Source organism: Leucobacter faecis (genome assembly GCF_054456635.2).
The window spans coordinates 1-23,306 of the sequence record NZ_JBTJEP020000010.1; the positions used below are offsets into that span (position 1 = coordinate 1).

20 protein-coding genes and 1 tRNA gene are annotated in these 23,306 nt (G+C 60.7%); 6 read left to right on the top strand and 15 right to left on the bottom strand.

Features of this window, described 5'->3' with window-relative positions; all coding sequences use genetic code 11:
* Positions 1-99 precede the first annotated feature (99 nt).
* Entirely contained in the window at positions 100-447 is a 348-nt protein-coding gene (locus ACXR2T_RS09125; RefSeq protein ID WP_458838431.1) for a hypothetical protein, read from the top strand.
* A gap of 21 nt (positions 448-468) precedes the next feature.
* Positions 469-1,695 (top strand): CAP domain-containing protein, encoded by a 1,227-nt coding sequence (locus ACXR2T_RS09130; RefSeq protein ID WP_458838432.1) that lies wholly within the window; start codon positions 469-471, stop codon positions 1,693-1,695.
* Between the two features lie 555 nt (positions 1,696-2,250).
* Here ACXR2T_RS09130 and ACXR2T_RS09135 read toward each other — a convergent pair.
* From ACXR2T_RS09135 to serS, 3 genes are all read right to left on the bottom strand, one after another.
* Positions 2,251-2,336, bottom strand: a tRNA-Ser gene (locus ACXR2T_RS09135).
* 78 nt (positions 2,337-2,414) lie between these two features.
* Positions 2,415-3,284: an HAD family hydrolase gene (locus ACXR2T_RS09140; protein ID WP_458838433.1), complete on the bottom strand. Its 870-nt coding sequence runs from the start codon at positions 3,282-3,284 to the stop codon at positions 2,415-2,417.
* A complete protein-coding gene (gene serS / locus ACXR2T_RS09145) occupies positions 3,284-4,555 on the bottom strand; it encodes a serine--tRNA ligase (protein WP_458813225.1) in 1,272 nt (423 codons plus the stop codon). Before serS ends, ACXR2T_RS09140 begins: the two co-directional genes overlap by 1 nt.
* A 73-nt stretch (positions 4,556-4,628) precedes the next feature.
* On the opposite strand from serS, the gene ACXR2T_RS09150 reads away from it, so the two are divergent.
* A complete protein-coding gene (locus tag ACXR2T_RS09150) occupies positions 4,629-5,627 on the top strand; it encodes a diacylglycerol/lipid kinase family protein (RefSeq protein WP_458813227.1) in 999 nt (332 codons plus the stop codon).
* Between the two features lie 3 nt (positions 5,628-5,630).
* Here ACXR2T_RS09150 and ACXR2T_RS09155 read toward each other — a convergent pair whose 3' ends face one another.
* The 7 genes from ACXR2T_RS09155 to ACXR2T_RS09185 all read right to left on the bottom strand — a co-directional run bounded on the left by ACXR2T_RS09155 (position 5,631) and on the right by ACXR2T_RS09185 (position 14,927).
* The gene (locus tag ACXR2T_RS09155; RefSeq protein WP_458838434.1) at positions 5,631-7,550 is read right to left on the bottom strand and encodes a dipeptide ABC transporter ATP-binding protein; all 1,920 of its coding nucleotides are present in this window, start codon (positions 7,548-7,550) and stop codon (positions 5,631-5,633) included.
* A gap of 69 nt (positions 7,551-7,619) precedes the next feature.
* Positions 7,620-8,522, bottom strand: coding sequence for an ABC transporter permease (locus tag ACXR2T_RS09160; RefSeq protein WP_489945516.1), 903 nt, complete (start codon positions 8,520-8,522; stop codon positions 7,620-7,622).
* A complete protein-coding gene (locus ACXR2T_RS09165) occupies positions 8,482-9,429 on the bottom strand; it encodes an ABC transporter permease (protein WP_458838436.1) in 948 nt (315 codons plus the stop codon). The genes ACXR2T_RS09160 and ACXR2T_RS09165 overlap by 41 nt, the downstream gene beginning before the upstream one ends.
* A gap of 64 nt (positions 9,430-9,493) precedes the next feature.
* Entirely contained in the window at positions 9,494-10,918 is a 1,425-nt protein-coding gene (locus tag ACXR2T_RS09170; protein ID WP_458838437.1) for an ABC transporter substrate-binding protein, read from the bottom strand.
* 202 nt (positions 10,919-11,120) lie between these two features.
* Positions 11,121-11,951, bottom strand: coding sequence for an enoyl-CoA hydratase/isomerase family protein (locus ACXR2T_RS09175; RefSeq protein WP_458838438.1), 831 nt, complete (start codon positions 11,949-11,951; stop codon positions 11,121-11,123).
* Entirely contained in the window at positions 11,948-14,131 is a 2,184-nt protein-coding gene (locus ACXR2T_RS09180) for an acetate--CoA ligase family protein (RefSeq protein WP_458838439.1), read from the bottom strand. The genes ACXR2T_RS09175 and ACXR2T_RS09180 overlap by 4 nt, the downstream gene beginning before the upstream one ends.
* Positions 14,100-14,927 carry an enoyl-CoA hydratase/isomerase family protein gene (locus ACXR2T_RS09185; RefSeq protein WP_458838440.1) on the bottom strand — a complete coding sequence of 276 codons (828 nt, stop codon included), beginning with the start codon at positions 14,925-14,927 and terminating at the stop codon, positions 14,100-14,102. Before ACXR2T_RS09185 ends, ACXR2T_RS09180 begins: the two co-directional genes overlap by 32 nt.
* 272 nt (positions 14,928-15,199) lie before the next feature.
* On the opposite strand from ACXR2T_RS09185, the gene ACXR2T_RS09190 reads away from it, so the two are divergent.
* Positions 15,200-15,859: a helix-turn-helix domain-containing protein gene (locus tag ACXR2T_RS09190; RefSeq protein ID WP_458838441.1), complete on the top strand. Its 660-nt coding sequence runs from the start codon at positions 15,200-15,202 to the stop codon at positions 15,857-15,859.
* A 15-nt stretch (positions 15,860-15,874) separates the two neighbouring features.
* Here ACXR2T_RS09190 and pheA read toward each other — a convergent pair whose 3' ends face one another.
* Positions 15,875-16,816: a prephenate dehydratase gene (gene pheA / locus ACXR2T_RS09195; RefSeq protein WP_458813229.1), complete on the bottom strand. Its 942-nt coding sequence runs from the start codon at positions 16,814-16,816 to the stop codon at positions 15,875-15,877.
* A gap of 128 nt (positions 16,817-16,944) precedes the next feature.
* Positions 16,945-18,597 carry a phosphoglucomutase (alpha-D-glucose-1,6-bisphosphate-dependent) gene (pgm, locus tag ACXR2T_RS09200; RefSeq protein ID WP_458838442.1) on the bottom strand — a complete coding sequence of 551 codons (1,653 nt, stop codon included), beginning with the start codon at positions 18,595-18,597 and terminating at the stop codon, positions 16,945-16,947.
* Between the two features lie 53 nt (positions 18,598-18,650).
* Between pgm and ACXR2T_RS09205 the strand changes: the two genes are divergently transcribed.
* Both ACXR2T_RS09205 and ACXR2T_RS09210 read left to right on the top strand, forming a co-directional pair.
* Positions 18,651-19,439 carry an HAD-IIA family hydrolase gene (locus tag ACXR2T_RS09205; protein WP_458813233.1) on the top strand — a complete coding sequence of 263 codons (789 nt, stop codon included), beginning with the start codon at positions 18,651-18,653 and terminating at the stop codon, positions 19,437-19,439.
* A 166-nt stretch (positions 19,440-19,605) separates the two neighbouring features.
* Positions 19,606-20,142 (top strand): hypothetical protein, encoded by a 537-nt coding sequence (locus ACXR2T_RS09210; RefSeq protein ID WP_458838443.1) that lies wholly within the window; start codon positions 19,606-19,608, stop codon positions 20,140-20,142.
* Here the strand turns inward: ACXR2T_RS09210 and ACXR2T_RS09215 are convergent.
* The 3 genes from ACXR2T_RS09215 to ACXR2T_RS09225 form a co-directional block, all read right to left on the bottom strand.
* Complete coding sequence (locus ACXR2T_RS09215; protein WP_458813237.1) at positions 20,123-20,902, bottom strand: sulfite exporter TauE/SafE family protein; 780 nt, start codon at positions 20,900-20,902, stop codon at positions 20,123-20,125. The genes ACXR2T_RS09210 and ACXR2T_RS09215 overlap by 20 nt on opposite strands.
* 62 nt (positions 20,903-20,964) lie before the next feature.
* A complete protein-coding gene (locus ACXR2T_RS09220) occupies positions 20,965-22,524 on the bottom strand; it encodes a gamma-glutamyltransferase (RefSeq protein ID WP_458838444.1) in 1,560 nt (519 codons plus the stop codon).
* A gap of 47 nt (positions 22,525-22,571) precedes the next feature.
* A complete protein-coding gene (locus ACXR2T_RS09225) occupies positions 22,572-23,261 on the bottom strand; it encodes a FadR/GntR family transcriptional regulator (protein ID WP_458838445.1) in 690 nt (229 codons plus the stop codon).
* Positions 23,262-23,306: the final 45 nt, after the last annotated feature.

Sequence of the window (23,306 nt, forward strand, 5' to 3'; positions counted from 1 at the left end):
CGTACCGCCCGCGGCTAACCCCGCCCGCTGGTGAGCAGCAGCACTTATTGCTGGTGCTCACCAGCGCGATTCCGCGGCGCTCAATCGCAATATTGCTTGGTGCTCACTCGCAATATCGCCGGTGCTGAAGCCTTCGAATACTCAACCACGGGTGTGAAGCAGAAGAACGGTCAGGTGCATTACAAGGCTTATGACAATGTTTCCCGTGAGGCTATGGCGGCATTCATGTATCGCATGGCGGGTAAGCCTGCGTTCAACCCCAGTGGTCGCCCGTTTGCTGACATGAAGCCTGGTGACAAGTTCTACAAGGAATCAACCTGGATGGAATCAACCAACATCACTACCGGCATTACGCAGCCCAACGGTCGGGTTCACTACGCTCCTCGTAGCAAGGTGACTCGTGAAGCAATGGCAGCATTCATCTACCGCTACAAAAAGACGTTCTAACACAACAGGAGGACTGAAGCCATGGAACCAATGAGAACAAGATTCAAGACATTGTTGGGGGTAGCAGCTACTGTGGCCGTTGCTTCAACGATGCTCGTGGGCGGAGCAGGAGCTGCTTTTGCTACCGAGGTTGAGGTGCCGGTCACACCTGAAGCAATTGCAGAAACCACTGTTGAAAATGTGGATACAGCATCAGTATCAGCAGAAACCATCAGGCTTCACAAAAGCCAGATGTATACACGAACGAATGTGTATCGAGAGGATCATGACGTTGCCCCACTGAAGGGCAATAAGCGGCTTGATCAATTAGCTCAGGAGAAAGCTAATGAGATCATTAAAAATGGACTTTTGCGGCCTAGCGATTTCAGTACACTTCTCACGAATGGTGAGGGCTGGACTGGCGCAGCTGAGAACCTTTCAACAGGTTACCCAGACGGTAATCGAAACGTGTTTGAGTGGTATCGACAAGATCACGATAACAGTAGAGGAAAGATGATTGACCCGACATTCAATCATGTGGGTTTTGGTATTGCTTATAGGGGTGATCACCCATATTATGTTCAGATTCTAGCGACCAATGCTACGGCTACAGACTATTTTGAGTATGACATCAATGCTGATGGCAGTGGTGATGGTGGCGATAACGGTGATGGTGGCGAGACCACTCCTCCCCCAGCTCCGATGCCTTTTCTTGATGTGAAGGTAGGCGACAAGTTCTACAAGGAAATCAAGTGGATGTGGGATAACAAATACACCACAGGCACAAGCACCCCTGCGGGTAAGATGTATTTCCCGAAAGATAACGTAACTCGTGAAGCTATGGCTGCGTTCTTGTTCAGAGCAGATGAAAGCTCCAAGACTTACAAGCCCAATGGCAAGAAACCATTCGCTGATGTTGGAACCAATCACAAGTTCTATAAAGAGATTTCATGGATGAAAGACATGGGATACAGCACCGGAACGAAACTGTCTAACGGCACGTATGTTTACAAGCCAAAAGATTCAATCTCTCGTGAGGCAATGGCTGCGTTCCTTTACCGCATGACAGGCGTGAGCGGTTATGTTCCAAGCGGTCACCCTTATGCAGACATGAAGCCTGGAGCGAAGTTCTACAAGGAATCAGTATGGATGAACGATGCTGGCATTACTACGGGTGTGAGACTCCCTAACGGCAAGATTGGTTACACGCCGAAGGCTCCGGTCACTCGTGAAGCTATGGCAGCATTCATCCACCGTTACCTAACGTAACAACTCCGAGAGCCTACGGCCCTCAGAAACCAATAGGCTCCACTTGGCATTAACTTGCCTGGTGGAGCCTTTTGCGTTTCAGTAGTTTCGTGAACCTGTGATAAGTAGGCGCACTTGGTACCGCTAGTCCATCTGCCTGGTACCGCTCGCCCACAGGAAAACAGTGGTGGTACACCCACGATCGGCTCAGAAGAGCGTACATTCTCCTTGCAGGGCTGATCCGCAGGCAACACCTTTTCACAAGAATGGGCTCTCATTAAACATGCTGGGCTTCTGCACGTGGCCCACACCTTCACCATCGTACCGAGCGAGCCCACCGCGCAGCGACGACGGCCCCGATCCGCTGAACCAGCTCTTGGCCCAGCCGTTTACGGCACTGATTTTAGCGCGGAAGAGGGGCTCTCGGAGCGAACAGGGTGGGCGTGGGAAGAACATAGACACGCGCAACCCTATCCGCAAGTTTTTGCCTATAATCCATAACCCCTAGTCCACACGATCTAGCGAGGAACCAAAGAAAAGGGGCAAAACCGCTGAATTTCAGCGATTTTGCCCCTGTGGCGGAGGGTAGGGGATTTGAACCCCTGAGGCTTTCACCTGCTAGTTTTCAAGACTAGTTCCTTCGGCCGCTCGGACAACCCTCCGCGCACGAGCTTAGCAAAACCGCGGCCGCATACGAAACTGGCACACGGTGTGCGCGAAAGTTGGCGTGGTTTCGAGCGCTACAGCGCGCCAAGCTCGGGGAATCGATCGCGCAGCGCGGTCAAGAGGCCCACCTCAGAGATCGTGCCGGTGACGCGACCAGCGGCCGCCTGCACCTCGGGCGCCGCCTGCCCCATCGCGACCGCATCGCCGTGGCGGGCCGCCCAGCGCAGCATGTCGATGTCGTTGCGGCCGTCACCAGCAGCAAACACCCGCGAGCGGGGAATGTCGAGGCGCGCGGCGAGCACCTCGAGCGCACTCGCCTTCGTCACGCCGTCGGGCGCAATGTCGAGCCACGACGAGGTGCCCACCGAGTACGACACGTGGGTGAGTCCCAACGACTCGACAACGCTCATGAACCGTTCGAGCCGCTCATCTGGCGAGAACACGATCACGCGGCTCGCCTGCACCCCGAGCAGCTCTTCGAACGCTACGCGTCGTTTCTGCTGCGGCAGCGTGCCCGCGGGAATATCGTCGGTGTACAAGAAGCCACCCGACGCCAGCTCCACCGCATACCGCGCGGTCGCGAGCTGCGTGCGAATCTTCTTCAGCGCACTCGTCGGATCAAACGCTTCAACGTATTCGTGCCGGTACGCGCGCGTCGCCAACGCGTCACGCTTGAGTGTCACTGCGCCATTGGCCGCGATGACCCACTCTGGGCGGATCCGGAGCTGCTCAATGATGGGCAGCGTCGCATCGACCGAGCGCCCGGTGGCTACAATCACCTCGTGGCCCGCCTCGTGCAGCGCACGAATTGCGCGCGCGAGCTCTGGGTCAATGTGCCCAGACTCGGGAATCTCGCCGGCCCCGTGTTCACCGTGCTCGAGCACAGTGCCGTCGAGGTCGAGGGCGATGAGGTGCCGCGCCTGGGCGGTGACCGGGGCGAGCACTACAGGCCCGACTCGGGGGTGAGCACTTCGAGCCCACCGAGGAAGGGGCGCAGCGCCTCGGGCACGGTCACGCTGCCGTCGGCCTGCTGGTGCGTTTCGAGAATGGCGACGAGCCAGCGCGTGGTCGCGAGCGTGCCGTTGAGCGTTGCGACGGGCGCGGTCTTGCCGCTCTCACCGCGGTAGCGGGTCGAGAGGCGGCGCGACTGGTAGGTCGTGCAGTTGCTCGTCGAGGTGAGCTCGCGGTATGCGTCTTGCGTGGGCACCCAAGCCTCGATGTCAAACTTGCGTGCGGCACTCGACCCGAGGTCGCCCGCCGCAACGTCGATCACGCGGTAGTGCAGACCCAGCGCAGTGAGCATTTCTTCCTGCCAGGCAACGAGACGGTCGTGTTCGGCCTCGGCCTCTTCGGGCGTCGTGTACACGAACATCTCGAGCTTGTTGAACTGGTGCACGCGCAAGATACCGCGGGTGTCCTTGCCGTGCGACCCGGCCTCGCTGCGGTAGCAGGTCGACCAGCCGGCGTAGCGCAGCGGGCCACGCGCGAGGTCAATGATCTCGTCTGAGTGGTAACCGGCGAGCGCAACCTCGCTCGTGCCGGTGAGGTACAGGTCCTGCTCGGGCAGGTGGTACACCTCGCTCGCGTGCTCGCCGAGAAACCCGGTGCCCTGCATCACCTGGGGCTTCACGAGTGTGGGTGTGATGAGCGGTGTGAAGCCGTGCGCGAGGGCGCGGTCGAGCGCCATGTTCATGAGCGCGAGCTCGAGGCGTGCACCAATGCCGCGCAAGAAGTAGAAGCGCGCACCGCTCACCTTTGCGCCGCGCTCCATGTCGATCGCGCCGAGCATCTCGCCGAGCTCGAGGTGGTCGCGCGGCTCGAAGTCGAACGTGGGCTGCTCGCCCACAGTGCGCAGGGTCACGAAGTTCTCTTCGCCGCCCGCGGGTACGCCGTCGATAACGACGTTTTCGATGCGCAGTGCGATCTCATCAAACTCGGCCTCGGCAGCCTTCGCGCGGGCTTCGGCCGCCTTCACGCCGGCGGCGATCTGCTGGGCCTGCTGAATGAGCGCCTGCTTCTCGTCCTTGGGCGCCTGCTTCACCCTGCCGCCGAACTCTTTCTGTTCGGCGCGCAGCGACTCGAACTCGCTGAGGGCCTGGCGACGCGAGGCGTCGGCGGCGAGCGCCTCGTCGACCACCGCCTCGTCATTTCCTCGGGCGCGCTGTGAGCGCTTGATGGTCTCAGGATCGTTGCGGAGCAGTACTGGATCGATCACAGCCACTAGCTTACCTTGGGGCGGCTGTGCCTTGGGGAGACCGTGGAATGCCTCGGCCGGTACGCTTACACACATGCATGCTTCACCCGCGCATCACCAGCCCAGCGCGGCCGTCGTTTACCACCCGCTCAAGACGAACCTTGCAGCGCTCAAGGCCGCGGTTACGGCGCAAGAGCAACTCGCGGGGTGGGCGCCCACCAGGTGGTACGAGACCGACGAGCACGACGCGGGCCGGGGAGCGACGCGGCGCGCGCTCACAGACGGCGCGAGCGTCGTACTGGCGAGCGGCGGCGACGGCACGATTCGGGCGGTGGCCGAAGCGCTGCGGGGTTCTGGCACCCCGCTCGCGCTCGTGCCGCAGGGCACGGGCAATCTCCTCGCGCGCAACCTGGGGGTGCCGCTCGGCCGCTTCGAAGACTGTGCGCGGGCCGCGTTCTTCGGTCGGGGCCGCGCGATCGACCTGGGAGTCGCGAAGATATTGCGTGAGGGCGACGTCGAAGACGAGCACGTGTTTCTCGTGCTCGCCGGCATGGGGCTCGACGCCCGCACGATCTCGACCACGCAGGCGTCGCTCAAAAAGCGGGTCGGCTGGCTCGCCTACGTCGACGCTGGCGTACGCACGATGCTCAAGGAGCGCCCGCTCGACATTCACTACTCGGTCGACGGCGCACCGGCTTCGCAGCTCGCTGTCTACACCGTCATGATCGGCAACTGCGGGCTGATGCCCGGCGGCGTGCTACTCATTCCCGACGCCAAATTCGACGACGGCAAGCTCGATGTCGTGGCCCTTCGGCCGCTGGGGCCTTTCTCTTGGCTCCGGATCTGGAACAAGCTGGGGTGGGAGAACGGTGTGCTTCGTAAAACGAAGGCGGGCCGCAAGATCATCGACCTTGTGAACGACACGAAGAGTGTCACCTACCTGCAGGCGAAACGGTTTGCGCTATCGGTCGCGGAGCCCGAGCCTGTGCAGCTCGACGGCGACGACTTCGGTCTCGCCACCGCCGTGAACGGGTCAGTCGACCCGGGCGCCCTGATCGTGCGGGTGCTGCCCGAGTGGGTCGCACACGGGTAGCGGCTACCCGAGTGTTGACACTGGCATGGAGTCAACGGTAAGTACAGCACCAAGCAGAGATCGCGTGTATGGATGCTGCGGATCAGAAATAATCTGTTCAGTGGGCCCACGCTCGACAATTTTTCCAGCCAACATCACGATCGTTTCCTCCGAAATTTGCCGCACCACCGACATGTCGTGGGAGATGAACAGGGATGTCATCTTCATCTCTTCCTGAATATCTTTGAGAAGGTTGAGGATTTGAGCTTGAACCGAGACGTCCAGAGCAGAAACGGGCTCATCCAGGATCAACATTTCTGGCCGCGGGGCCAGGGCGCGAGCGATAGCGATACGCTGGCGCTGCCCGCCTGAGAATTGGTGCGGGAACTTTTCAGCGTCTCTTCGCCGAAGCCCGACGCGTTCTAGGAGCTCATATACTCGCGACTCACGGTCGTGACGCGTTCCCAGGTGATGTGTCTCAAGTGGCTCCGCCATAATCTGCCCTACTGTCATACGTGGATTCATTGAGGCGTAAGGGTCTTGAAAAACGAACTGCACGCGGCGGCGAAAGTCCAATCGCTGTTTGGTGTTCATCGACGTGTATGCAACTGATTCAAACCAAACTGATCCGGACGTCGGTTCGATCAGTTGACCGACCATCTTGGCCGTCGTGCTTTTTCCGCACCCGGATTCGCCGACGAGCGCGACAGTGGATCCCGCCGCGAGCTCAAAACTAATTCCGTCAACGGCGGGGGCTTCTCCATGCCGCCGACGCACCCGCCGCGGCCGGTAGTCCTTGACGAGCTCTCGCACCTCAAGCACTGGCCCGTCCTTCGCAACGAGACCGGCTGCATCTATCTGAAGAGGCGAGGTTAGTGTTTCGGTCTCGCGAGGGACCGAAACACGCGGACCAGTGAGACGCAGCGCGCCTACAGTTACTGTTTCCTCTGGAAAGTGGCACGCGCTCACACGGCCACCAACCAGACTCGTCAATGGTGGTGGCGTTTCTGCACAGATCGCCCGGTCTTGTCCCACTGGACAACGTGGATGAAATACGCATCCACTCGGACGCGCGCGCGGATCCGGTGGCTCGCCAGGAAGCGTCAACAGCCGCGGCAGGGTAATCGTCAATGGCGGAATGCTCTGCAAGAGCGCTGCTGTGTACGGGTGACGCGGCTCCGTAAAGATTGTGCTCGTCTCTCCATATTCCATGAGTCGTCCACCGTAGAACACTGCTACGGTGTCCGCAAGATGCGCCACCACACCCAGGTCATGACTTACGAAGATAGTGGCCGCCCCGACAAGTTTCTGCGCGCCACGTAGCAGGTCAAGCACCTGAGCTTGCGTTGTGACGTCAAGTGCTGTGGTGGGCTCATCTGCGATGATGAGTTTGGGTTCTTTCGCAACAGCCATGGCGATCATGATGCGCTGCCGCTGTCCACCAGAAAACTCGTGCGGGTACTGGCGCGCTCGACGTTCCGCATCAGGTATTCCCACCATCCCTAGCAGCTCAACGACGCGCGTTTCAATTTCACGGGCTGGCACGTCCCGCTGTTGACGCACCACCTCTGCTATCTGCTTGTCGACACGCATCACCGGGTTCAAACTCGTCATAGGGTCCTGAAAAATGACCGCAACCTCGTTGCGTAATAGCCCACGAATCGCTTCTCGGTCGCTCGGATCGATGTCCTGCCCAGCGAACTTGAACCGGCTAACCGTGATCTCCGCGTTAGCGCCAAGGAGGAGTCCGAACAGGCTGAGCAACGTGACACTCTTACCAGATCCAGACTCACCAACGATGCCGAGACATGTGCCTGGGTAGACCGTTAGTGACAGGTCATCGATGATGCGGATCTTGCGGCCATTTGGCGCCGGAATGTCAACGAAGAGATGCTCAACCTCAAGCGTCGGGGCGTCTGCAGGACTGGGGAGTTCATTTCTCATGAGTTCTCTTTCTCGAACGTGTGAAAGACACTGTCTACATCAAGCTGCGCCGCAGTGTTCTGACATCTATTAGTCGATCCGGGCGTCCAAAGCATCGCGCAAGGCGTCTCCTACGGTGTTCAACGCCATGACCGCGATGAAAATGCATACTCCAGGAATAAGCACAATCGCTGGTGCGAGCTCAAGGTACGGCACTGCGCTCTTGATCATCCCGCCCCAACTTGGGTTGGGCAGCGGGATGCCAACCCCAAGGAAACTCAGCGAGGCCTCGAGCAAAATGGCGCTGGCTGCGCTCAGCGTGCACTGGACTGAGAGCGGTCCCATAATGTTTGGAATGATGTGCCGCACCGCAATCTTCAGCTTGGACGTACCTATCGAAATACTCGCTTCGACATACCCCAGCGCCTTAGCCTGCATCGTGACCGCACGAACCAGACGGGCGAAGCTCGGAATCGCGATAAAGACAATCGAGACCACAACCGTCACGATTCCTTCGCCGATGATAACTGCGAGTGCAAGGGCCAAGATCAGTGCAGGGAACGCGAGCATGCCATCAATAACGCGCATAAAGATGCCGTCGATTTTTCCGCCGGCGAACCCCGCTACGAGACCGATTGGCATGCCTATCACGAGCGCTCCGGCGACCGAGATCGCGGCGACGCCCAGAGACACCTGCCCGCCGTAGAGAAGGCGCGACAGAATGTCTCGGCCCATCTCATCTGTGCCAAGCCAGGATGTTCTATTAGGCCCATCGAGTGAAGGCCCCACAGCAACGAACGGATCGTGAGGCGCGATCCACTGCGCGGAAACCGCAAGCGCAATGAGTAGCACGAGCACGATGATGGCTGGGCGAGCAAGACGCTTCTTCCAAATCCGCGCCACGATGCCTTTTCGTGAGGGTTCCTCCGGGATGACTGCAACTGCGACGGTATCAGGCTGAGACATTTCGGATCCTTGGGTCAAGTACGGCATAGAAGACATCCACGAGATAGTTAGCAATGACGTAGATGCTGGCAACGACGAGTAGCCCCGCCTGAACTAGTGGGTAGTCACGAGCGATCACAGCGTCCAAGAGCATCTTCCCGATGCCAGGAATATCGAAGACAACTTCAACAACAACTGCCATGCCCAGGAGGTATCCGGCTTGTAGTCCAAGGAGTGTCACTACGGGAAGCAATGAGTTTCGAAGACCATGCCCAAACAGGATCTGATGGCGCGGGAGACCCTTGGACCACGCTGTTCGCATAAAGTCAGAATGCGCAACATCGAGATAAGACGATCGCGTCATCCTCATCGCCATGGCGATCGTGACGGCAGCGTGCGTGAGGACTGGCAACACCATAAATCTCAGGTGCTCACCAAAGTTTTCGAACGGTGAAACGTATCCTCCGGCCGGAAAGATGTGCCACTGAATCGCAAAGAGATAGATCAGAGCGAGGCCCAATACAAAGCCCGGCACCGCCATCATTGCCATTGCTGCTCCAGAGGCAACCCAGTCGCCCAAACGATCTCGTCGTAGTGCTGCATACATCCCTGTGAGCACCCCAACAAAGGTCGCAAACGTGAGTGCCCACACGCCGAGGAATAGGCTCGCGGGGAGTCGTTGAAGAATGATGCCGCTAATGGGGCGACCGTCTCGAAAGGAGACTCCAAGGTCACCATGGAGCACGCCCCACAACCAGACGCCATACTGTTGCAGGATCGGTGCGTTTAGGCCCATCTTCTCTCGCAGCTGCGCGATTTCCTCCTGCGGCGCATTCATTCCCAGTACCGCAAGCGCCGGATCACCTGGAAGCAAATGCAGAATGGAAAACGCAAACAGCGAGACGAGCAAGAGTACCGCCGCCGTTGAAACGGTTCGTTGAATAAGAAACCGCATGGGAGTTCCTCCTGAAAGTGTTCTCGAATGGGGCCCGTGCTCCACGCAGGGCCCCGTCGAGTGGCTAGTGGGAAACCCACGCCTCGTGCAGATTCAGCGTTGAATCTGCCCGTTGAGTGAGACCGTGAACGGTGGTACGGTACGCGAAAGTATCGTCGAAGTAGCGCAAGACTGCGCCGGGAGACTCATCAACGATAATTCTCTGTGCGTCGGCATAGAACTGTTGACGTTTTGTAGCGTCCGTCTCTACTCGGCCTTGCTCAAGTAGTTTGTCTACCTCTGGGTTGCTGTAATTGCCTGTCCAGTAGTTGTTGGGGCCGTCTGAATGAAAGAGGTTCGTGGTAACTCCGTCCAGGTCAGGGTGCCCCAGGTAATACCAGGCGATCGCTTCGAAATCACCCGTCGAAAGCTGCTCAAGCCCAGCCGTGGTTTCAAAGCGTTCGATCGTTGCGTTAATGCCAACCTTTTTCCAATCTTGCTGCACCGACTGCGCGATCTGTTCAAATCGAGCAATATTGGGAGTCCCTAACCTGATCTTCGTTCCCTCCGCAATACCCGCTTCCCGCAGCAGCTTCTGCGCCGCAACCTGATCGCCCTCGGGAGGGTTCGGCACATAATCGGGGTCGAAGCCAGGGTGACTCGGCGTAATGGGCCCCTGCCCTGGTGTCCCTGATCCTTGGAACAAGTTGTCGATGATTGCTTGCCTATTAATTGCCAAGTTCAGGGCTCGACGCACCTTTGGGTCCTTCAGAATCCCTTCGCCCGAGTTGAACGTCACCATGTCCCATCCGTTGCTCGGGCGCGAGACTGTCTTTATCTCGTCGGCGCGCTCGAGCAGCAACAGATCCTTAGGTTGCACCTGATATATCAGATCTAGTTCCCCCGAACGGAGTTGGTTTGTGCGGGTTGCTTCATCTGGGATTGGCTTCAGCACAAGCTCGTCAAGGTACGGCAGTCCTTCCTGCCAGTAGTCCGGGTTCTTTTCCAGCACCATTTCTTGATCCCGAGTCCAACTCACGAACTTAAACGGTCCTGTGCCCACGGGTTGAAGTCCAAAGCCTTCGCCTTCAGACTCAACTGCAGTAGGGGAAACCATCGCGCCTGATTGTCTCGCAAACTCCACCAGGGTGGGCCCCACTGCGGGGTCTTCTGGTTTCAGGTGTACCGTGGCTTGAAACTCTCCGTCCACCGAAACGCTCTCAACTGCGCTTAAGCGTGCAGCATTAGGGCTCGCTACGAACCTATCGAGGTTGAACTTCACTGCATCAGCATTGAACGGAGTACCGTCATGGAAGACGACATCATCCCTCAAAGTCAAATGGATCGTCCCGTCGCCCGGAGTATCCCACTCGGTCACGAGGCCCGGTTCAACGCTGCCGTCCTCCGCCAGATTGAGCAGGGGATCGTAGATTATTGAAGCCAGGTAGTCATTACCTGCGCCCGTCCCTGAAGCAGGGTCGAGGCTGTTTACTTCTGCGTGGAGCGCCATAGTGAGGGTTCCGCCGCTCTGGGGAGTCCCTTCATCGACAGATTCCGAATTCGAGGTCGGCTGTGCGGTGGATGCGGCACTGCATCCCGCCATTAGCAGGAGCGCTGCGACAGTGCAAACGGCGCCTCCTGCCATTCGTATTGTTTTCATTTCTGTTCTTCCATTTCCTCATTGAGATGTGTTGACAGAGTGTTGGAGTCGCTCATGCGGCATCAAACTGCGCGTCCCGCCAACGAATGGCTGCGGCAAGTCCCTGCTCTTGGGTGATCCGTTCGAACTCTACGGCGGTGCCTTCCTTGCTCATAATTGCGTGAATCGCAAGGTCCTCCGACATTTCGGTCGCCTCGGCTGCGCCCCACAGATCAAATACACGACGCAGCGCTAGCTTATTCATGGCGGCGGTTCCGGGTGGCAAGGCCGCGAATTTCCTGGCGTACTCCTGCAGTTTCTCGTTGATGTCGCTCTCGGCTACCAGGTGAGTGATCACGCCTTCGGCGAGGGCCTCCTCAGCGGACAGCCGGTCCCCAGTGAGCAAAAGGCGCTGCGAGAGTCGTGGTGAGGCCACAAACGGCAAGATCATGAACATAGCCGTTCCCCCGAAGCGAACCTCGGTCTCTCCGAAGAATGACTCAGGGGTCGCGATCACGATGTCGCACGACAGTGCCATTTCAAACGCGCCTCCCATGCACGGACCATGGGTTACCGCGATGACAGGCTTTTGGGAGTTCCGGATCGCACGAAACGTGTCATTGCCATTCCGAAAGTGTGCGCGCCATTCAAGCACGGTTGAACGTGGCTTACTATCGGCTGAGATATCAAAACCTGCTGAGAATGCCCGACCTCTGCCACGGATGACAATGGCGTGGACTGCCGGATCCTGTTCAAACTTTCCGATGGCTTCTCGCATCCCGAGCATCATCTCGTCAGTGAGCGGGTTTAGCTTCTCAGGCCTATTGAGCCAGATAACACCGAGCGAGCCGTGAGTTTCTACTTCGAGGTGCATTTTGATTCCTTCTTCCTTGTGCGAGTTCACTGCAGTTTCATGCGGGCATCGACGGCCCAGTGTTCACCAGAACGCTGTACGATCAACGGGTTAATTTCACATTCGCTCAGCAACCCAGTGCTCGCTTCTGCGAGCCTGCCGAAACAGAGCACTGTCTCAGCAATAGAGCTAGCCGGGATCCGTAGATGCGCTAAGGCAGGAGCAATCGCGCTCTGCGAGATCAGCGATTCAGCATGGTCACGGTCCACAGGTAGCGGCAGCAGGCTCGTGCGATCGAGAGCTTCGACCAGTCCACCGCCGATCCCCAGTAGCACGAACGTGCCGAAGGTCTCGTCTTCTATCGCACCCAGAATGAGTTCGACCGCGCCGCTGAGTTGTTGCGCAACGATGACGCCTTTGGCGGCACCCGGATGGTCACTTTCGACCGCTTCAACGATGTCGGTGTAGGCGACCCGAACTGCTGCTGCGTCGCGTACGTTCAATATGACTCCGCCAGCAGCAGCTTTGTGCACGACAGTGTTTGACCATATCTTGATGACGACGGGGTAACCGATTCGCTCGGCCGCTGATACCGCGGCCTCCACCGAATCTGCGGTCATCTCAGCTGCAACCGGTAGTCCACAGGAACCGATGAACGAGAGCGCGTCAGACTCCGCCACATACTGGAGGTCAGATCGTGCGCGATGCCCTGCCACAAACGACTCGAGGTCCGTCCGCAGACGTTCGGTCGCGGCATCCAAGTGATTTTCCCGTGACTCCCGTTGTGATCCGAGCCGGGCAAAAGCGGCCACGTTGCCAACAGCACGCAGCGCTGTCCGCGTACCCGCGAGCGATAGAATTCCGCGAGCGGCCAGCGGCGCAATTATCTCTTCACAGTGAGGCTCTGCAAGGTTCGAGATGTGCAGCATGGGCATGTCCCCCGGATGGCCCGCGAAGGCCTCTGTCACCATCCGGTAGAACGGTCGGTATCCCGGCTCGAGACTGTCCTGGGAGTCTTGGATGAGCACGACTCCGTCGACGTTCTGATCCCGTTCTAATGCGCTAAGAGCACTGCGGAACGAGGTCTCGAATGTTTTCGGGCTGTAGCCATTTCCAAAATCGAGTGGATTAGACACTCCGTCAGGGGTAGATCCTCCCATCAGTCCAGCAAGTTCGATGCGCGTGGCTTCTGAAAACTGAGGCAGTTCAACCCCGAGATCGTCGGCGACATCAGCGACGAGTCCGAGCTCACCGCCCGAGATCCCGATGACCGATGGCCGCCGCATGCGGGTGCCGACCCGAGGTGTCGCGAGTACGTTGGCAGTTTGGATCATTTCATCGAAGTCGAACACCTGGATGACTCCAGCTGTGCGCAGTGCGACTTCGTACACCTCGTCTGATCCAGCGATGGCTCCCGTATGACTCATAGCGACGCGTCTCCCTGCCGCTGAACGCCCCACCTTCAGTGCGACGATCGGTTTACCTGCCGCCCGGGCCTGCTCCGCGAGTCGAAGAAATCGCCTTCCGTCACGAAGAGACTCGATGAACATGAGAATTACGTGTGTCGCATCATCTACGAGCATGAATTCGAGGATGTCCTCGCTCGTGACCGAGGCCTCATTACCGGTCGAAAATATGTGGCTGAACCCAAAGGCCCGCGCACTGTTCATCACCACGATGCTGGCAGAGCCACTCTGCGCGATAACTCCAACGGTTCCGGCGTCGAGGCCCGCGGGGAGCGTAGCACCATGAAGCGGGACACCGTGCACGTAGCTGGCAAACCCGAGACAGTTGGGCCCGAGAAACTTCACGTCGTGATGGCGTGCAAGCTCAAGCAGTTCGGCCTGTCTTGCACGGCCCTCCGGGCCGGCTTCGCCAAACCCAGCAGCATGAATGATGTAGTTGCGGATCCCACGATCGATACCCTGCGCAATAGTCGGAGTGACACTCGCAGCGGGCACACTCACAACCGCGAGGTCAATTCCGTCGCCGGCGTCATCTAGCGTCGGCACAGTAGGTCGTCCGTATACTTCTGTGCTGCGGCGATTAACCAGTGTGAATTCAAGCTTCGAGGTCGCCTTGACGAGGTTGCGAACGAAACCGTTACCTTCATTTGCTCCGACGATCGCGACACTGTCTGGTGTGATGAACTCTCGTATCCGCCGTGCAATGCCAGCATCCTTCGCGATTACAGTGCTCTCAACCACGGCGGGCCCTCCGATCAAAGTCATCTCCAAATTCCTCGCGTGTCCATGCGAGTGCCGCACGCATGCCTGATTCGTTCGCGATCTTCGCGAATTCCTGTTTTTCCGGGGTGTGAATGACTTTGCTCAGCGCAAAAAGATCCAGACCCCAATCGTGCATATGACTCAATCCCTGCACGTCCGCCGATTTCGTAATCATGTATTTCATTAATTGCATGGTCTCCGTGGGCATCTTTGCGAGGCGCTTCGCGAGCTCCAATGCCGCGTCCTCAAGCTCTTCGCTTGACACAACACGATTAACCAAGCCGTAGTCTCGTGCTCGCTCAGCATCAAATTTCTCGCCAAGCATCATTACTTCCTTTGCGTTGCGGATCCCCATCAACCAAATCGTGTGTGCATACGAGATGAGCGAGTAGCGAATCTCAGTTTCACCGAAGATTGCATCTTCCGATGCCACAACGAAATCCGACAACTGGGCGAGTTCGAAACCCGCCCCCAAGCAGTATCCGCGCACTGCCGCAACGACTGGTTTGCGACAGCGCCACCATTTCTGTCGTCGGGCCGCACCGTCGTTACTGCTCGCCCATTCTTCCCACACCGAGGAATCCATATTTTCTACGTCGAGATTAAGATTCCAGCCCGCACAGAACGACTCTCCCTCGCCAGTCAGGATGATGCAGCGTACGTCTGCGTCGCGCTGGGCACGCTCGAGCGCGGCATCAAGCTCAGCTTCGACGTCGTCGTCAAGCATATTTCTTCGCTCGGGAAGATTTAGTGAGATCCGCGCGACATGCTCATGCACGCGGTACAGAACAGATGGCATTGCTCCACCTTTCCAACATCATTGTTAGGAACGCCATACGGCGCGTTTACTCTCATTCAGCCTTCATTGAGATGAATAAGGTTGTGTTTAATGATGATCTTCAAAGTAATGAAAATCTTCATTACTATTGATAATGCGAAAACATCCTCGTGTCAACCGATGAATAGACAAACTTCGCCCCAAACGCCAAAGGCTCCTATAGTGAAAGTCGCTGACACTGCAGGACGCGCACCCACGAATTGCCGGACGTGCCGGCCGAATTAAGGAGCACGATGAGGCCAACACAACGGGCAAAGGACGCCACGGATGACTTTGCGTCGGTCGTACCGCGCACTGCGATCGAGGTCGAAAAGACGGAGGAGTCTGGCAACTTCATAGAGCGCATAGGCCGCGCGATCCACCAGGCTCGTCACACCCGTGGCCTTTCTGTCGAGGCACTTGCTAAGCAGGCGGGCATTAGCATCGGCTCCCTCAGTCAGCTCGAGCGCGGCATCGGCAATCCTTCAGTTATGCTCCTCAAACGCCTCGCCGATGCGCTTTCGGTTTCCCTGGCACGTCTTATTGATGTCTCCACCCCACCTGCTCGAGTAGTACGCGTTGATCAGCGCCAACCGGCTCAAGGGGTCACGAGCCACGACATCGTGGATGGAGAGCGCTACACCTATCTCGCCGAGGGTGAGGATCATTTTCTTACAGCTGTGTGGATGGAGACTCAACCCGGTCACTCGACAGAACACTCGCCCTACTCTCATCCCGGCGAGGAGTTCGGAATTGTTCTTCGTGGGCGTAAAGAAGTCCACGTCGGGGATATCTGTTACGAACTCGGACCAGGGGATTCCATCATTTTCGCCAGTTCACAACCCCACTGGTACCGAAACATCAGCGACGAGCCGGTTGTCTCGATCTGGGTCACCACGTCTCCCACGTTGTAACAAGACGCCCGCCGACTACCCACCAATCATGGTGCGCAACCAGTCGCGCGCCTCACGAAAGGTTTCGTCATCGTGTGAGTCGCGCACGCTCGCGCTCACCCGGTCTGCGCGCGGGTACGACCCCAGAAATACGACCTTGGGACTGAAGCGTTTGACACCGAGCAGGGCGTCAGCGACGCGTTCGTCTTTCACGTGTCCCTCGGCGTCGAGCACGAAGCGGTAGCGGCCCATGCGGTCACCGATGGGACGCGACGCGATGAGCGTGAGGTTCACGCCGCGGGTCGAGAACTGTTCGAGCAGCTCGAGCAGCGCGCCCGCGCGGTCTTCGGGCAGCTCGACGATGAGCGACGTCTTGTCGGCGCCGGTGGGCTCGGCCACGGGGCCCGCTCCGCTCACCAGCACGAACCGTGTCATCGCGTCGGGGTTCTCTGCGAGCTTCTCGCCCAGCACGTCAACGTCGAAGTGTGCGTCGATGCCGGGCGGCGCGATGGCCGCATCGACGCCTTTGGCGGCGTCAAACAGATCGGCGGCGGCCTGCACGTTTGAGGTTGCGACGAGGTGTTTGTGCTGCGGGGCGGCTTCGTCGAGCCACGCCCTGCACTGCGCGTAAGCGACGGGGTGGCCCGAGACGACCCGAATGTCTTCGAGCCGCGTACCGGGGCGTGCGACGAGCACAAAGTTCACCGACACCAGGTATTCGCCAATAATGCGCAGGCCGGGGGTGGTGGCGAGCGCGTCCTGCGCCGCCGTTACCCCGCCGTCGATCGAGTTCTCGATCGCGATCATCGCGGCGTGGCTCGCGCCCGTGACGACGTGCTGCAGCGCCTCGCCGAGGTTATCGACGGGGCACCACTCCTGACCTTCGGCCTCGGTGACCTGCTTCAACGCCGCCTCGGTAAACGTGCCGGCGGGCCCCAGGTAGGAGTAGCGGCGGGCCGGGGCGGGTGCGTGCGTCATGTTCACAGGGTACCGCGGGTGGATCCTGCGACTCGCTACGCTCGCGCAGGATGACGAAAGTAGGCGCTACGCTCGCGCAGGATGACGAAAGCAGACGCTACGCTCGCGCAGGATGACGAAAGTAGGCCCTATGCCCCGAGCACCCGCTCGACGAGGGCCTGCGCTTCTCGCTGCACGAGCGCCAGGTGCGACTCCCCCTTGAAAGACTCCGCATAGATCTTCATCACGTCTTCAGTGCCCGAGGGGCGGGCCGCAAACCAGGCATGCTCGGTCTGCACCTTAAGCCCACCAATCTTGGCCCCGTTGCCGGGAGCCGTGGTCAAGATCGCGGTGATCGGGTCACCCGCGAGTTCTGTAGCGGTGACGTCTTCTGGCGACAACTGGGCCAACGCAGCCTTCTGCTCGGGCGTCGCGGCCGCGTCAATGCGCGCATAAGCGGGCTCACCAAAACGGTCAGCAAGCTCCCGGTACCGTTCAGACGGCGTCTGCCCGGTGACCGCGAGAATCTCGGCGGCGAGCAGCGCCAGCAAGATGCCGTCTTTGTCGGTACTCCAGGCGCTACCGTCGAAGCGCTGAAACGACGCCCCCGCGCTTTCTTCGCCACCAAACACGACGCTGCCGTCAGACAGCCCCGGCACGAACCATTTAAACCCGACGGGCACCTCGAGCAGAGTGCGACCGTGCGCGGCGACCACCCGGTCGATCAGAGCCGACGACACGAGCGTCTTACCAATGCCCGCGGTGACCGGCCAGTCGGGGCGGTGCTCGAGCAGGTAGTCGATCGCGACCGCGAGGTAGTGGTTGGGGTTCATGAGCCCACCGTCGCAGGTCATGATGCCGTGCCGGTCGGCGTCGGCATCATTGCCCGTCACGATCGGATAATCGTCGCGGTACCCCTCCACCGTGCTCATCACGTTCGCAGACGACGGATCCATACGAATCTTGCCGTCCCAGTCGAGGTGCATGAACCCCCACTGCGGGTCGACACCGGGCCCGAGCACGGTCAGGTCGAGATCAAACCGGTCACGAATGGCCGCCCAGTAAGCGACGCTCGCCCCGCCCAGCGGGTGCGCCGCCATGCGCACGCCCGCCCGGCGAATCGCGTCAACGTCGATGACCTCACCGAGCGACTCAACGTACTCGCCGAGAAAGTCGTAGCGCCCAATCGGTGCACCGTCGACCTCGTCACGCCCGTCGCGCGGCACCCACGCGACACCGTGCTCGAGCAGCTCGTTGGCGCGCTGCGCGATCCAATCGGTCGCGTCTGAGTCGGCGGGCCCGCCGTGCGGCGGGTTGTATTTAATGCCCCCGTCACTCGGTGGGTTGTGGCTCGGAGTCACGATGATGCCGTCGGCGCGCTGCGGGTCGTCGGCGGCGCGGCCCCGGTTGTGGGTGAGAATCGCGTGGCTGAGCGCGGGGGTCGGCACAAACAGTTCGTCTCCTGATCCGGATCTAGCCAGCACGTGGACGCCAGCCCCCGAGAGCACCTCGCGCGCAGTCAGCTCAGCGGGCACCGAAAGCGGGTGGGTGTCGGAGCCAATGAACAGCGGCCCCTCGATGCCCTGCGCCGCACGATACTCGGCGATCGCCGCGCAGATCGCCACGATGTGCGCCTCGTTGAAGGAGCGCTTGAGTGACGATCCCCGGTGCCCCGAAGTGCCAAACGCGACGCGCTGCGCCGCGATCTCGGGGTCTGGCACCTCAGCAAAATACGCCGCAATTAGGGCTTCGACATCGATCAGATCTTCGCCTGTAGCCGGCCGGCCCGCTCGCTCATGCATGATTCCAGTCTGCCAGTAACCCACGATTCATGCACCGGGACTACGCTAAAGACATGACGCATGCAGAGCAGCACCCCCGCCGCGACGACATTGAATGCTGGTTGACCGACATGGACGGCGTGCTCGTGCACGAGAACCAGGCGATTCCTGGTGCGGCCGAGCTGTTGGGGCACTGGCGCGACACCGAGACGCCCTACCTGGTACTCACGAACAACTCAATCTTCACGGCGCGTGATCTGAGCGCGCGCCTCGCCGCGAGCGGCATCGATGTGCCCGAGGACCGGATCTGGACGAGCGCGCTCGCGACGGCCGCGTTCTTGAAACAGCAGAAGCCCGACGGTTCGGCGTACGTGGTGGGCGAGGCGGGCCTGCACACCGCGCTGCACGACGCCGGCTACATCATGACCGAAGCGAACCCCGACTTTGTGGTCGTGGGCGAGACACGCAGCTACTCGTTTGAGGCGATCACGAAAGCGATTCGGCTGATCATTGGCGGCGCCCGGTTCATTTCGACGAACCCCGACGCGACCGGCCCCAGCACCGAGGGCGTGCTGCCCGCGACGGGCGCCATCAACGCGCTCATCACGAAGGCGACGGGGCGTGTGCCCTACGTGGTCGGCAAACCCAACCCCATGATGTTTCGCTCGGCGCTCAACAAGATCGGTGCGCACTCGCACAACACGGGCATGATCGGCGACCGCATGGACACCGACATCGTCGCGGGCATGGAGGCGGGTCTGCACACCGTGCTCGTGATGACCGGCATCGCCGACCGCGCCGAGATCGAGCGGTTTCCGTTTCGCCCCGACGAGGTGCTGAACTCGGTCGCCGACCTGCTGTAGGGCTCTGGCCCTGCCGCTGCCGCGCCCCTGGGCCGCCGCCGCAAAATATGCGCGAGAAGTTCCGTTTAACGACTGCTCATTAACGGAATTTCTCGCGCATATTTTTGATCCGGATCATTGGGCCCGGCGCTACCGCCGCCGCGGGCCGGTGTGCCACACTCAGTCCATGAATACATCTCTGCGCACGGCTGACCCACAGCATAACCGTGCCCGGGCGGCCGGGCTCGCCCTCATTATCGCCCCGGTGCTCGGCCTCGCGATCAAGGTCTTCGCCTTCCCTGGCTGGATGTTGATCGTGTTCTTCTTCGCGCTGCTGCCACTCGCGCTCGGATACGCACTGCAGTGCGTGATCGCCGGCACCGGCATGCTGCGGCAGCGCGGTGTGTTGGGCGCGGGCACGAGCGGCGCAGCGCGCGGGCGCGTTGCGGCGTGGATCACCTCGATCGCGTTCGTGCTGTCGGCGTGCTCGCTCGTCGACGGGGGCGACGGCGGTGACTACGGGTCGGTGGTGACTTTTGCACTCGGCATGTCTTCGACCCCGCAGGGGGAACAGCTGTCTACTGTACTACTGTTCATTGCCGCGACGGTCTGGCTCGCGAGCTGGGTGTGGCTCGTCACCGAGTGGATCGTGGCGCTGGTGCGCCGCAGGCGCGCTAGCGCACCCGCGACGACGGCACCGCCCGCTACTTCGCCCGCTTCTTGAACCAGCGCACCATCATCTGGGTGAGAATAAACACGAGGTAGAGCGAGAACGCCACGTTGCCCCAGAACGGGTCGATCCAGCCCGCGAACAGCGAACCGAGCGGCACAAAGAGGCACGCGGCGAGGCCCACGAAAGCGGCAGCCCTGAAGTCGACGTTCTGGCGCCGCAGGTTGCCGAGCGTCGCAGAGATCGATCCGGGGATCATCATGAGCAGCGACGTGCCCTTCGCGATCAGATCGTTCGCGCCGAAGAAGAACATCAGCACCGGCACGACGACGACGCCGCCGCCCACCCCCAGAATGCCCGAGAGAATGCCGGTGATGAAGCCGGTGATCACGAGCATGGAGACGGTCAAGAAGTCCATGTCGATGCTTGCGTCGCGGCTGGGCACCACGAACCACAGGGTCACAATGATCGCCGCGAGGAAGATCATGAACGCCCACTGCACGAAATCGACCGACAGTTTGTGCAGCAGGTAGGCGCCCACCTGCGCGCCGATGATCATGCCGAGCGCGAGGCAGATCGCGGCGACCCAGTCGACGTGCCCCTGCAGCGCGTAGGTCGTCGCGCCCACCGCTGCCGTCGGCAAAATCGCGAGCACCGAGGTGCCAGCCGACAGCTTCTGCGGCATCGACAGCCAGATCGCGAGCGCCGGCACGATGATCGTGCCGCCGCCGATGCCGAAGAGCCCCGACAGCAGGCCGCCGGCGATGCCGACGAGAATCAAGAAGTGTGCTTTGGGGCGAATTTCTGGGGCCATAACGGTGAACTACCTAGTTTCTGTTGTTGTGATGAAGTCTGTTGCCGTTGCGCGCATGGCGGCTAGGCATGCGCGGGCACGACGATCGCTGAGCCGTCGCTGCGCGGGTCGCTTGCGGCCTCGTAGCCCGCGGCCGTCACACGAATCAGGTTCGAGTGGCCGAGGTCCTCTGAGCGCGGCGGCACGATCTTTATTTCGAATCCGGATCTTGTAAGCGCCGCGCGGGTGACGGCGGGTACGTCTTCTTCGACCAGAATCGTCACGACGCCGTGCGCATCTGGTTCGCGCACCATCCAGCGCGGGGCGTGCGTCGCCTCGCGCGGGGTGGCGCCGGCGAGCGCGTGCAGTAGCAGCTGCGCGTGAATCTGCGGCTGGCCCGAGCCGCCCATGGTGGCGGGCACCCACTCGAGGCTTTCACCTTTCATGACGAGCACCGGCATGAGCGTGTGGCTCGGGCGCTTGCCGGGCGCGAAGGCGTTAGGGGCGGCGGGGTCGAGCGAGAACGAGGTGCCACGGTTTTGAAACAGAATGCCAGTTTCGGGTTCGAGAATGGCCGCGCCAAAGCCGTGGTACACCGAGTTGATGAGCGAGATTGCCCAGCCGTCGTCGCTGATCGCGCTGAGGCCCACCGTGTCGCCGGTGGCCTTCGGCCGCCCCGGAAGCGGGTGCTCGGTAGCGACAATCGTGATGAGCTCGTCGCCCGATTTGCACCCGAACTTCGGGTCACCCAGGTGGCTCGCGCGCACCGCGTTGGCGCGCGCGAAAGCCTGCGCCAGCTCGCCAGCCCCGGCTCCGAGCGGGTCTTCGATGCCCGCCGTGATTTCTTGGAGCGCGCGCAGCAGCATGAACCCCGACGTGTTGGGCGGGCCCGTGATCACGCGCAGGTCGGCATAGTCTCCCTCGATCGCGGGCTCCCACGCGGCGCCGTAGTCTTTAGCGTCATTGAGCGTGAGTTTTGAACCGAGCTTTTGGAGCCCTGCGATCCAGCGTCCAGCCAGCTCTCCCTCGTAGAACTCGTGCGAGCCGCCCGCAGCGAGCGCGTCGAGCGATGCTGCGAGTGCGGCTTGCGTGAGCGTCTCGCCCTCGGCGATTGCGCGGCCTTCGGGGTAGAAGATCTCGCGGGCACCGGGGTCTTGTTCGAGGTGCGCCCTCTCGTCGATGAGCGCCTGTGCAACGGACTTCGAGTTGGCGAAACCGTCACGCGCGTGTCGTCTGGCCGCTTCGAAGTGGTCGGCCCAGGGCAGGTTCGCGCCGAGCTCGTGCAGCGAGTTCCAGCCGCAGATGCCGCCGGGCAGGTTCACCGTGTCGATGTCGCGCAGTGGCAGCTGCTCGCCGTGTTTGTCGCGCAGCGCTTCAAGCGTCTCGGCCGCGGCGGCGGGGCCGGTGGCGTTCAAGAAGTGGATCTTGCCCGTCGGGTCTTTGACCAGGGCGACCAAGTCGCCGCCGAGCGCGACATTGTTGGGGTACACGACGCAGAGGGTCGCTGCGGCCGCCAGGGCCGCGTCGATCGCGGTGCCACCCGCCTCGAGCGCGGCCGCTCCCGCCTCGGTGGCCAGGTGGTGCGAGGTCGAGATCGCCCCGCGGGGGTGGGCGTGGGTGGTGTCGATCGTGCTGGTGCTCATGGTGCTGCTGGCCCTCCGTTGGGTTGCTGTCGGCTGGTCACCGGGCGCTACTTTGCGGCCCGTGCGATTTCATGGCTGATGGAGTGCACGTGGTCGCGCGCTTCCTGCTCGGCGAGCGCGCCGTCGCCCGCCGCGATCGCCTCGTAGATGCGGCGGTGCGCGGCACTTGAGGCGCTGCGTCGTGCCTTGGTTTGGTAGCGCCCTGCTCGGCTCGGCTCGATCTGCTGCGCGATCTGTTCGTTGATGAAGGCGAGCAGCGGGTTGTGCGCGTACTGGGCGATGGCCTGGTGAAATGCGCGGTCGAGCTCGGCGTAGCGCTCGTTCGTGATATCGCCCTCCATCGCCTCGACGAGTTCACGTAGTTGCGCGAGATCTCTCGAAGTCGCCCGCCCCGCGGTGATGCGGGCAATGGGCGGCTCAACTATGGCGCGCAGTTCCATAATGTCGTGTAGTTCGGGGCGCAGCGTTGCAATCGCGTCGAGCATGTCATTGTCGATCTGCGCACGGTCGCCCTGCTGCAGCACAATCGTGCCCCGCCCTGGTTTACGGTCGATGAAGCCACGGTTCTCGAGCTCTCGCAAGGCGTCCCGGATCGAAGCGCGCGAAACCTTGAGGTGCTCGGCCAGTTCGCGCTCTGGGGGTATCTTGTCGCCGGGTTTCAGTGTGCCGTCGAGGATGAGTCGTTCAAAGTCAATCGAGAGACGGTCGGGCACCGACAGCGTCTCAACACGCCCCATCGCCGCCCAGTCCACCTTTGCCTACCCCTGTTCTCCACACCACAA